This is a genomic window from Stenotrophomonas sp. GW821-FHT01H02A (genome assembly GCF_059422145.1).
Map to the genome: position 1 here is coordinate 180,521 of NZ_JBWKWI010000009.1, position 11,306 is coordinate 191,826.

Sequence of the window (11,306 nt, forward strand, 5' to 3'; positions counted from 1 at the left end):
ATTGGAGGATGGATCCACGCCTGCCAGCGGCCGTTGCCCGCGTTCCTGCACCGGGCGTGCCCCTGCCGCATGGCCGCCTGGACTTCGACCAGGTCGCCGCGGCGCTGGTCGCCGATGGCCTGGTGGCCGATGCCGATCTGGAACGGATCCGGTTCTCGGCCCAGGGCGCACGCAATGCCAGCGAGGTCCATCCGCTGGTGCTGCTGGCCAACCTGAAGCTGGGCGCCAGCGGCGGCGGTGAGCTCGGCCTCGAGCGCCTCAGCGAGTGGTTGGCCCAGCGCGCGGGCGTACGCTACCTGCGGGTGGACCCGACCCGGGTCGACGTCTCGGCGGTCACCGCCCTGGTGTCCCATGCCTATGCCCGGCGCCACCGCTTCCTGCCGCTGGCAGTGGACAGCGAGCGCGTGCTGGTCGCCACCAGCGAGCCGCTGGCCCAGGAATGGCTGCGCGACCTGCAGCATCTGAGCCGCCGCCGGATCGAACTGGCGATGGTCAACCCGCTCGACCTGCACCGCTACACCATGGAGTTCTACGGGGTGACGCGCTCGGTGCGCGGCGCCCGTGGCGACGTGCGCGGCGAGACCAGCAGCACCCTGCCCAGCTTCGAGCAGCTGGTCGAGCTGGGCCGGGCCGGCGACGTCAACGCCGACGACCAGCACATCGTGCATATCGTGGATTGGCTGCTGCAGTACGCCTACGAGCAGCGCGCCTCGGACATCCACCTGGAGCCGCGCCGCGACATGGGGCGCATGCGCTTCCGCATCGACGGCGTGCTGCACAAGGTGTTCGAGGTGCCGCCGGCGGTGATGACCGCGGTGGTCAGCCGGATCAAGGTGCTGGGCCGGATGGACCTGGCTGAACGCCGGCGTCCGCAGGACGGCCGCATCAAGACCCGCTCGCCGGGCGGGCGCGAAGTGGAAATGCGCCTGTCGACCATGCCCACCGCGTTCGGCGAAAAGTGCGTGATGCGCATCTTCGACCCGGATGCCGCGTTCAAGAGCATCGACCAGCTCGGTTTCAGCCCGCAGGAAGCGGCCGGCTGGACGGCCCTGGTCGAGCGCCCGCACGGCATCGTGCTGGTCACCGGGCCGACCGGCTCGGGCAAGACCACCACCCTGTATTCCACGCTGAAGCGGCTGGCCACCCCGGACGTGAATGTCTGCACGGTGGAAGACCCGATCGAAATGATCGCGCCGGAGTTCAACCAGATGCAGGTGCAGACCAACATCGACCTGGATTTCGCCAGCGGCGTGCGGACCCTGCTGCGGCAGGACCCGGACATCATCATGATCGGCGAGATCCGCGACCTGGAGACGGCGCAGATGGCGGTCCAGGCTTCGCTGACCGGCCACCTGGTGCTCTCCACCCTGCATACCAACGATGCACCTTCGGCGATCACGCGCCTGCTCGATCTGGGCGTGCCGCATTACCTGCTTGCCTCCACCCTCAACGGAGTGTTGGCCCAACGCCTGGTGCGCACCCTGTGCCCCAGCTGCAAGGTGCCCGCGGTGCTCTCGGCCGAGCAGTGGGCGGTGCTGACTGATGCCGATGCAACATTACCTCAGGCGCCCACGCCATATGCACCGGTCGGCTGCATCGACTGCCGGCGCACCGGATTCCTCGGCCGCGTGGGCCTGTATGAGTTGCTGCCATTGGGTTCCAGCCTGCGCCGGCACATCCGCGCGGACATGGACCTGGCCGCCTTCAACCGTGCCGCACGTGCTGAAGGGGTACGAACCCTGCGCCGCGCGGGGCTTGAAAAGGTAGCGGCAGGGCTGACTACAATCGAGGAAGTCCTTTCGGTCCTGCCTCCCCCGGATGAACTCCGCCCCGTTCCTGATTCTTGAAACCGGCCAGCCCGTCGCCTCGCTGCGACGCTACGGGCGGTTCTCGCACTGGATCCGGGTCGCGGCCGGACTCGACGCCGACGAGACCGTGGTGGTCGATGTCGAGCACGGAGGCGCCCTGCCCAGCCATCGCGACTTCGCCGGGGTGATCGTCAGCGGCTCGGCCGCCTACGTTACCGACCGTGCCGAGTGGAGCGAGCGCAGCGCGCAATGGCTGCGCGATGCCGCCCACGACGACCGCCCGGTGTTCGGCATCTGCTACGGCCACCAGCTGCTGGCCCACGCACTGGGCGGCGAAGTCGCCTACAACCCGGCCGGCCGTGAATCCGGCACGATCCAGCTGGCACTGGATCCGTCGGCGGTCGATGATCCGCTGTTCGGTGGCCTGCCGGCACGCTTCCCGGCCCACGCCACCCACCTGCAGACGGTGCTGCGTGCCCCCGAGGGCGCGGCGATCCTGGCCCGCTCGGCGCAGGACAACTGCCACGCCTTCCGCTGGGGCGCGCATGCCTGGGGCGTGCAGTTCCATCCCGAGTTCGCCACCCACCACATGCGCGGCTACGTCCGCGCCCGCGCCGACTGCATCCGCCAGCATGGCGGGTGCGCGCGCAGCGTCGCCCGCGAGGTCAGCGCCGCGCCGCTGGCCCGCCAGCTGCTGCGCCGTTTCGTCCGCCAGGCGCGCAACGCCTGAGGCCAGCACCGGCAAGGCCCCGGGCGCAACGCAGCGTCCGCGCCGCGCACGGCGGCCTTCAGGTCACGCGTCGGGAAAACAGGGATAATCGACCGCAATCGGGCGTTCGCGCCTCCTCCCCTGTCCCCGGAATGTTATGAGCGAGATTCGCAAGCTGCCGGCCTCCGCCGGCGCGGAATGGCTGGTGTCGGGTTTCACCCTGCTGCGCAAGGCGCCGTTGGCGCTGGGCCTGCTCGGCGTGATCTGGGCCGTGGCCGCATTGCTGGTGATGTCGCTGGCGATGGTCAGCCCGGCGCTGAGCACGCTGGCACAGCTGTTGATGGCACTGGCCGGCCCGTTGTTCTTCGGTGGCCTGGTCTGGGCCGTGCGCGAAGTCGACCAGGGCCGCGTCGCGCAGCCGGCACACCTGCTGCAGGGGCTGCATGAAGGCCGCGCCCTGAACCTGCTCGCCTCGCTGCTGCCGCAACTGGTGGCCGGCCTGTTCCTGGGCGTGCTGTTGCTGGTGCTGATCGGCAGCAGTGGCCTGCAGCACCTGAGCGAGGTGATGGTGCAGCTCAACGCGATCAGCCAGTCCGGTGCGCAGCCGGACCCGGCGCAGATCGAAGAGCTGATGGCGAGCCTGCCGGCGATGCGCATCCTGCTGTGGCTGGCGCTGGTGGTGGTCACCTTCCTGGCCATGGCGCTGGCGCTGTTCACCCTGCCGCCGCAGGTGATGTTCGAGCACCGCAACGGCCTGCAGGCGATGCGCCTGAGCCTGCGCGCGTGCCTGCACAACGTGCTGGCGATGCTGGTGTTCTTCCTGCTCGCCTTCGTGGCGGTGTTCGCGATCTACTTCGGCGTGATGCTGGTGGCCCTGATCGCGCAGCTGATCGGCGGCACCATGCTCGCCCTGTTCGTGGCGCAGCTGCTGCTGATGGGCGTCGTGATGCCGGTGTTCGCCGGTGCCATCTACACCGCGTGGAAGCAGATGTTCGGCCAGCAGGGTGCGCAGACTCCGCCGCCGATGCCCGGCCCGAACAACGTGTTCGCCGCCTGATCAACACAACACCCCGGCCGAGGCCGGGGTTTCTGTTTGCGCATCATTCCGGTTGTTCTTTCCCGCCCTGGCGTGGCACCAGCCAGCGTGCCGCGTGGATGCCCAGTTCGTAGAGCAGGCACATCGGGATGGCCAGCATCAGCTGCGAGACCACGTCCGGCGGCGTCAGCACCGCGGCCAGCACGAAGATGCCGACGATCGCATAGCCGCGGCCTTCCTTGAACTGCTGCGGCGTGATCCAGCCCAGCAGCACCAGGATCACCATCGCTACCGGCAACTCGAAGCTGGTGCCGAAGGCGAAGAAGATCGCCAGCACGAAGTCCAGGTATGCCGTCGCGTCCGGCGTGATCGCGATCACCTCCGGGCGGAACGTGGTGAGGAAGTGGAACACCGCCGGCAACACCAGGAAGTATGCGAAGGCGCAGCCCAGATAGAACAGCAGCACCGACGAGGCCAGCAACGGCACGGCCAGGCGTTTTTCGCGGGCATACAGGCCCGGCGCCACGAACGACCACAGCTGGAACAGCAGCCACGGCACGGCGATGAACACCGCCACGAAGAAGGTCAGCTTCAACGGCGCGAAGAAGGCGCCGGCCGGATTGGTCGCGATCATCGTCTGCCCGTTCGGCAGCTGCGAGATCAGCGGTTCGGCGACCATCGTGTAGATCTGCCGCGAGAACGGCATCAGGCACAACAGCACCACGCCCAGGCCGATCAGCGCACGTACCAGGCGCGCGCGCAGTTCGATCAGGTGTTCGACCAGCGAGCTCTCGCTGCTTTCATGCTCGCTCATCGCGGTGCCTCGTCGTTCGGCGGCGTGGGCGTAGGTGTAGGCGGCGCGGTATCCGTCGACGTCGGCAACGGTGCCGGCACGTCCGCACGGGGCGCACTGCCATCGATCCCCGGCGGGGCCATCGCATCGCGCGGCGGCTCGACCTCATCGGTCGCCACCACATGCTGGGCCGTGCTGGCCGGAGAGCCCGGCGCCGGGCCGGTCATCACCGGCTCGTCGTCCGCGGCAGCGGCAACGCCCTGGCCCTGGCGCGCCACCTCCTGGCGCATCTGCTCGGCCTCGCGGCGGACCGCTTCGCCGCTGGCGCGCAGCTGCGACTCGGTATCGCGTACCGAGGACTTCACATCATCGAACTGGCGCTTGATCTCTTCGGCATGCAGCTCGCGTTCGAGCTCCTGCTTCACCGAATCCCACTGGTTGCGGGCACGGCGCACCCACAGCCCGGCGAACCGCGCTGCCTTGGGCAACCGCTCGGGGCCAAGCACGACCAAGGCCACCACCGCGATGACCAGCAGTTCACTGAAACCGATATCGAACACGCCAAGCCGCCCGGATCAGCGCGGGTCGCGGTCGTGCTCGGTCTGCGACGTCGTCGTCGAGTCCTGCGGACGCGAACTGTCGCTGAGCTGCGCGTTCGGCTTGTCCTCGTCGCGCATGCCCTTCTTGAATTCCTTGACGGCGCTGCCAAGGTCCTTGGCGCCGCTGGTCAGTTTCTTGGTGCCGAACACCAGCAGAACGATGACCAGCACGACCAACCAATGCCAGATGCTGAAACTGCCCATGAGCCGCTCGCGTTACGTAGTGATCAGACGGTTGAGCATAGCGCACCGGCGGTAAGCCGGCGCGCGTGACAAAAGTCAGTTGCCGTCCAGCGATTCGGTGCGGACTTCACCGTCGCCGACCGGCTGGAAGCCCTGCTGCGGGGCCGGCTCGGCCGGCACGGACTGCAGCGGGGCGGTGGTCGCGCCGGCAGCGGCCGCGGCCGGTGCCTGTTCAGGTCGAACCGGGACGGCGGCGGCGCGCGGGGCGGCCGCCGGCGCCGGGGCGCTGCCGGCAGTACCGCGCTTCTCGCGGGCGGTGTAGGTCGCTTCTTCCAGGCGATCACGGAAGGCGACCACATCCACCGACGGTGATTCACCGACGCGGCCTTCGAAGACCATGCGCGGCGTGGTGTTGCCGCCGTAGGCGTCCAGGTTGGCGGCATCGTCGATCTGCAGCACGGCGCCATCCAGCGCCACGCCGGCAAACAGGCCGCGGGCACGCGACCAGGACCAGATCTCCGCCTTCAGCTGGCCATCGGTGGCGGCGGCGGCGTTGCGGCCGACCGGGCCGGCGGCCACACCGGCATCGGCGCCCAGGGTGAATTTGCCGTTGACGAGATTGTCCAGGCTGCGATCGTTGCGGAACACCAGCACCACGTCGGAGGACTGCACACCGGCCTGGAAGCCGATGCTGCCGCCGGTGAGCTTCACGAACACCGGGTTGGACCAGCTGCCATCCGGGGTTTTGACCGACATCAGGCCATGACCGCGACGACCACCGATCACCAGGCCGGCCTTGATCGTGTCGGGAATGACAACGACCGCGCGACCTTCGTCGAGCAGCTTGTCCGGAATCCCCTGCTCGGGGATGTTCTGGATTTCATTCAGGACGCGCACGGCATTGCGGGCGCGCTGGTCCTCCTGGGGCCCGGCCATGGCCTGGGTCGACAGCAGGCTGGCGGAGATCAGCAGTACAAGGCTGAGGCGGCGCATGGGTGGGCTCCAGAAAGTCGATTCATACAAGATAGCGGCAGGTACGACCGGGGTCGATACGCTTCTCGACGTTAGAAGGCCGGGGATGAATCGGCAATGAGTATTCCAGGCTGTCGATGTGCCTGCTGGATCGTGTTCATCATCTAAATCCATCCCGCCAATCGCGTAGACCTGCGAGAATGGCGCCATGCTCGACGCACCCGACACCGCCGTGCTGGCGGTCAATCTAGGCACGCCCGAGACGCCAACCGCCCCGGCGGTGCGTCGTTACCTGGCTGAGTTCCTCAGCGATCCGCGCGTGGTCGCGATTCCGCCGCTGTTCTGGAAACCCTTGCTGTATGGGCTGATCCTGCCGTTGCGCAGTGGTCGCTCGGCCGCCAAGTACGCCCAGGTGTGGCTGCCCGAGGGCTCTCCGCTGATGGTCCATACGCGCCGGCTCGCCGAGGCCATGCAAGGACTGATGCCCGATCTGCGGGTGCGTCACGCGATGCGTTATGGCACGCCCGCGCTGCCGGCCGAGCTGGATCGACTGGCCGCCGAGGGCATGCGCCGGATCGTGGTACTGCCGCTGTATCCGCAGTACTCGACCACGACCACCGCCTCGATCGAGGACCAGGTGCGCGCTTGGCAGCCCAGGCATCCCGGCGTCACCGTGACCCTGGTGCGCGATTACGCGGTCGATCCGGACTGGGTCGCCGCCGTCGCCGGCAGCATTCGCCAATGGTGGGCACAGCACGGCCGCAGCGAGACGCTGGTGTTTTCCTTCCACGGCATTCCGCAGCGCCTGGCCGATGCCGGCGATCCGTATCCGCAGCGCTGCGAAGCCAGTGCGCGGGCGATCGCGCAGGCGCTGGAGCTGCCCGACGATGCCTGGCAGCTGACCTATCAGTCGCGGTTCGGCCGCGAGAAGTGGCTGCAGCCGTACGCCGAACCCACGCTGTGGGCAATGGCCGAAAGCGGTGTGCGCAGCATGGACGTGGTCTGCCCCGGTTTTGCCACCGACTGCCTGGAAACGCTGGAAGAAGTGGCGATGGGCTTTACCGAAACCGTGGCCCAGCGCGGTGCGACGATGCGCTACATCCCCTGTCTCAATGACGCGCAGGCGCATGCATTGGCCCTGTCGCGGCTGAGCATCGCGGCGCTCGCATGACGCTGCAGGCGTTCTCGCTGACGGTCGCCGGCAGTACCGTGGCCGGCCTGCGTTCGCCCACGAGCGGTGGCCTGCGCGTGTTGGCCCTGCATGGCTGGCTCGACAACGCGGCCAGCTTCGTCCCGCTGGCCGCGCAGTTGCCGGGGCTGGAGCTGGTCGCGATCGATCTGCCCGGGCACGGCCACAGTGCGCATCTGCCGCCGGGCACGCAGTACAACACGCCCGGTGCGATCTGCCACGTGCTTGATGTCGCCGATGCGCTGGGCTGGGATCGCTTCGTGCTGCTCGGTCATTCGATGGGGGCCGGCATCGCCAGCCTCACCGCGGCAGCCGCGCCGGAGCGTGTGGAGCGGCTGATCGCGATCGAGGCGCTCGGCGGCCTGCGGGGTCCTGAGAATGAGACGGCGCAGCGTCTTCGCGAGCATGTGCGCGCCGCGCGGACCCTGCCTGCCCGCGCACTGCGCGTATTCCCGGACCTGTCCGCCCCGATCCGGGCCCGCATGATGACCAACCAGCTCAGCGAGCCGTGCGCGCGGCTGCTGGTCGAGCGGGGCGTCAAGCCGGTCGAGGGCGGGTACAGCTGGTGCAGCGATCAACGCCTGATGCTGCCCACCGCAATGCGCCTGAGTGAGGCGCAGATCGACGACCTGCTCGCCGCGATCGAATGCCCGACCCAGGTGATCTACGCGACGCCGGCCCAGCCGTATTACCCGGAGCCGCTGCGCAGCCAGCGCATCGGTCTGCTGCGCGAGGGCCGCCTGGCCGTGTTCCCGGGCACGCACCACCTGCACATGGAGCACCCGGGCCTGGTGGCCGAGGTGATCCGGGGCTTCATCGCCGCGTAATCCCGGCACGGTGCGACACACGGTCGCACTCAACTTATCCCGACAGCGACCGATACCGATGATGCAGTCCGATCTTCATCGGCTGCACCGTCGTCGCTTGCTCCGCCGTTGCGAAGCCGCGCACCACCCAGGCTTCCAGGGAACGTCGTCGCAATGCCGGATTGGCCGTGCCATCGCCCACAGGACCGGGCCATGCCGGCGGTGATCGCCACCGCCGACGCGGCGTTCAGCGCTGTGTGCTCTCTACGCGCCTCCCTGCTTCCTTCCGCTGCTGCAGCCGGTGCCGGGCGCGGCATCCGCCTGCGTGCGCCAGCGCCGCGGGCTCTCTGCTTTCTGATGATTCTGGAGCCGCCATGTCCGCCATTCCCGATGCCTCGTCCCGCCCACCCGACCTGCTGCGCACGTGCGCGTCCCGGCCGTTCGCTGACGTGGCCTGTCTGGTCACCGCAGGGGTGCTGCTCGCCGCCGCCGTGATCGCTGCGATCTGGCAGCGGCAGCCCTGGGCGCTGCTTCCCGTCGCAGCTGCGGCGGTGCTGCTGGGCCTGGTGGCGTTGCGTGTGCGGCAGCAGGGCGATGCGCTGCGGCAGGCGCGGACGCAAACGCTCTCGCTCGCCGCGGAGGCGGCGCGCGCGCAGGCGCGCGACAGCGTGGACCACGCGCACGACGCCCAGGTGCGGCAGGCGCTGGATGTCTCCCGTACGGCGATGATGATCGCCGACAACGACCATGTGATCCGCTATGTGAACCAGTCGGTGGTGACCCTGCTGCGCAATCAGCAGGCGAGTCTTCGCGAGGCCTTCCCCGACTTCGACGCCGACCGCCTGGTCGGCAGCAGCATCCATCGCTTCCATGCCAACCCGGACCGGATCCGGGGCATCCTCGACACGCTGATGGCCACCCACCACGGCCGGGTACGAATCGGCCCGGTGCATTTCGCCCAGGTGGTGACGCCGGTGTTCGATGCGCAGGGCCAGCGCCAGGGCTTCGCGGTGGAGTGGCATGACCGTACCCACGAGCTGTTGCTGGAGACCGCCGTGGCCGACATCGTCGAAGCGGCCAGCAAGGGCGACCTTGATCGTCGCCTGCAGCCGGCCGACGGTGCCGCCAGCTTCCTCAATGGCCTGACCGGCGGCATCAACCAGCTGCTGGACAGCGTCGGTGGCACGGTCGGCGAAATCCGGCGCGTGCTCGCCGCACTCGCTGGCGGCGACCTCGACCAGCGCATGCGGGGCGACTTCCACGGCTCGTTCGAAGCGATGCAGCGCGATGCCAATGCCACCGCCGAACAGCTGACCGCGATGGTCGAGCGGATCAAGCAGTGCACCGGTGCGATCTCGCTGGCCGCCAGCGAGATCACCAGCGGCAACGACGACCTGTCCGAGCGTACCGAGCGCCAGGCCGCGCATCTGGAAGAAACCGCCGCCTCGATGGAAGAGCTGACCTCGACCGTCCGCCAGAACGCCGAGCATGCGCGCCAGGCCAGCGCACTGGCCCACGGCGCACATGACGTCGCCACGCGCGGCAGCCAGGTGGTAAGCCAGGTGGTGACCACCATGGACGCCATCCAGAACGCGTCACGCCGGATCGGCGACATCACCCGGGTGATCGACGGCATCGCGTTCCAGACCAACATCCTCGCGCTCAACGCGGCGGTGGAAGCCGCACGGGCCGGCGAGCAGGGCCGGCGAGCAGGGCCGGGGGTTCGCCGTGGTCGCCAGCGAAGTGCGCAGCCTGGCGCAGCGTTCGGCCGAAGCCGCCAAGGAGATCAAGGGACTGATCGATGCCTCCGTGGAGCAGGTCGCCGATGGCGCCCGTCTGGTCCAGGACGCCGGGCAGACCATGGGTGAGATCGTCACCAGCGTGGCCGGTGTCAGCGGCATCATGGCCGACATTTCCTCGGCCTCGCAGGAGCAGGCCGCTGGCATCGATCAGGTCAACCAGACCGTGGCACAGATGGACGATGCGACCCAGCAGAATGCGGCGCTTGTCGAAGAGGCCAGCGCGGCGGCGCGGCTGCTGGAGGCGCAGGCAGCTGACCTGACCCTGGCGGTAGCGGTGTTCCGCCATCAGGAACAGGGGTACCGCCCGGCCGCAGTGGCCTGATCGGCGTCACTCCAGCACGCGCCGCGGCGCGCCCTGCAGCCAGGCGGCGATATCCTCGACCGCCTGGCCGAAGTAATCGCGATAGTTGCGCTCGGTGACATAACCCAGGTGCGGCGTCGCCAGTACGTTGGGCAGCGTACGGAACGGGTGCGCGGCCGGCAACGGTTCGATATCGAACACATCCAGCCCTGCCGCGGCGATGTGCTGCCCGGTGAGGGCCTCGATCAGTGCCTGCTGGTCGACCAGCCCGGCCCGTGCGGTATTGATCAGACAGCCATGTGCCGGCAGGCAGGCCAAGGTAGCGGCATCGACGATGCCTCGCGTGCGCTCACTCAGTACCAGGTGCAGCGACACCACGTCGCTGCTGGCGAACAGTGCCTGCTTGGACGCCGCCAGGTGCACGCCCGCGGCCTCTGCACGGGCGGCATCCAGGTTCGGACTCCACGCACTGACCTGCATCCCGAATGCCTGGCCGATCCGCGCGACGCGTTGGCCGATCTTGCCCAGCCCGAGCAACCCCAGTCGTGCACCGTGCAGATCGCGACCGACGCTCTGCTGCCAGGGGCCACCGCTGCGCAGGGCGTTGACCTCCGGCACCAGGTGACGCATCACAGCAAGGATCAACGCCCAGGTCAGCTCGACGGCCGGTTCGGGATGGCTGTCGGTTCCGCACACGACCACGCCCTGCGCCTTCGCAGCGGCCACATCGATCGCGGCATTGCGCATGCCGCTGGTGATCAGCAGACGCAGGCGAGGGAGCTGGGCCAGCAGCGCGGCCGTGATCGGCGTGCGCTCACGCATCACCACCAGTATTTCCACGTCCTGTAGTGCGGCCACCAGCGCATCGCCGGTGTGGGGCGTCGTCAGCGTGCGTACCTGCACCGCTTCGCCGAGCCGGTACCACTCGGCGGACGATGTCGCCACGGCCTGGTAGTCGTCGAGAATCACGCAGTTCAGCGGCATGGGGGTGTCCGTCATCAGCTGCCACGACGATACGCCCGCACGACGACATGCTCCACAGGCCCCTGCGTGCAACGGCAACGGCAGAATGCCCGTGCCGGATCGCGAACGGGGCCGGATCGCGGAC

General features: G+C 68.7%; 10 protein-coding genes and 1 pseudogene. 6 read left to right on the forward strand and 5 right to left on the reverse strand.

The window, feature by feature from the left end; genetic code table 11:
- Nucleotides 1-8: 8 nt before the first annotated feature.
- The 3 genes from AC07WC_RS14775 to AC07WC_RS14785 all read left to right on the forward strand — a co-directional run bounded on the left by AC07WC_RS14775 (nt 9) and on the right by AC07WC_RS14785 (nt 3,574).
- Nucleotides 9-1,847 (forward strand): GspE/PulE family protein, encoded by a 1,839-nt coding sequence (locus AC07WC_RS14775; protein ID WP_495210666.1) that lies wholly within the window; start codon nt 9-11, stop codon nt 1,845-1,847.
- Nucleotides 1,819-2,538: a glutamine amidotransferase gene (locus AC07WC_RS14780; RefSeq protein ID WP_495210667.1), complete on the forward strand. Its 720-nt coding sequence runs from the start codon at nt 1,819-1,821 to the stop codon at nt 2,536-2,538. Before AC07WC_RS14775 ends, AC07WC_RS14780 begins: the two co-directional genes overlap by 29 nt.
- Nucleotides 2,539-2,674: 136 nt before the next feature.
- Nucleotides 2,675-3,574 (forward strand): BPSS1780 family membrane protein, encoded by a 900-nt coding sequence (locus AC07WC_RS14785; protein WP_495210668.1) that lies wholly within the window; start codon nt 2,675-2,677, stop codon nt 3,572-3,574.
- A gap of 43 nt (nt 3,575-3,617) precedes the next feature.
- On the opposite strand, the gene tatC is transcribed toward AC07WC_RS14785, so the two are convergent.
- The 4 genes from tatC to AC07WC_RS14805 form a co-directional block, all read right to left on the reverse strand.
- On the reverse strand, nt 3,618-4,367 hold the full coding sequence (tatC, locus tag AC07WC_RS14790) for a twin-arginine translocase subunit TatC (RefSeq protein ID WP_495210669.1): 750 nt from the start codon (nt 4,365-4,367) through the stop codon (nt 3,618-3,620).
- Nucleotides 4,364-4,906, reverse strand: coding sequence for a Sec-independent protein translocase protein TatB (gene tatB / locus AC07WC_RS14795; protein ID WP_495210670.1), 543 nt, complete (start codon nt 4,904-4,906; stop codon nt 4,364-4,366). The genes tatC and tatB overlap by 4 nt, the downstream gene beginning before the upstream one ends.
- Before the next feature lie 15 nt (nt 4,907-4,921).
- Entirely contained in the window at nt 4,922-5,149 is a 228-nt protein-coding gene (gene tatA / locus AC07WC_RS14800; protein ID WP_019185586.1) for a Sec-independent protein translocase subunit TatA, read from the reverse strand.
- Nucleotides 5,150-5,224: 75 nt separating this feature from the next.
- Entirely contained in the window at nt 5,225-6,121 is an 897-nt protein-coding gene (locus AC07WC_RS14805) for a lipid-binding SYLF domain-containing protein (RefSeq protein WP_495210671.1), read from the reverse strand.
- Nucleotides 6,122-6,308: 187 nt separating this feature from the next.
- On the opposite strand from AC07WC_RS14805, the gene hemH reads away from it, so the two are divergent.
- From hemH to AC07WC_RS14820, 3 genes and pseudogenes are all read left to right on the forward strand, one after another.
- Entirely contained in the window at nt 6,309-7,271 is a 963-nt protein-coding gene (hemH, locus tag AC07WC_RS14810) for a ferrochelatase (protein ID WP_495210672.1), read from the forward strand.
- Nucleotides 7,268-8,116, forward strand: coding sequence for an alpha/beta fold hydrolase (locus AC07WC_RS14815; RefSeq protein ID WP_495210673.1), 849 nt, complete (start codon nt 7,268-7,270; stop codon nt 8,114-8,116). The genes hemH and AC07WC_RS14815 overlap by 4 nt, the downstream gene beginning before the upstream one ends.
- 353 nt (nt 8,117-8,469) lie before the next feature.
- Nucleotides 8,470-10,219 (forward strand): annotated as a pseudogene (locus AC07WC_RS14820) (methyl-accepting chemotaxis protein).
- Nucleotides 10,220-10,225: 6 nt separating this feature from the next.
- Here the strand turns inward: AC07WC_RS14820 and AC07WC_RS14825 are convergent.
- Nucleotides 10,226-11,182 carry a D-2-hydroxyacid dehydrogenase family protein gene (locus tag AC07WC_RS14825; protein ID WP_495210674.1) on the reverse strand — a complete coding sequence of 319 codons (957 nt, stop codon included), beginning with the start codon at nt 11,180-11,182 and terminating at the stop codon, nt 10,226-10,228.
- Nucleotides 11,183-11,306 lie beyond the last annotated feature (124 nt).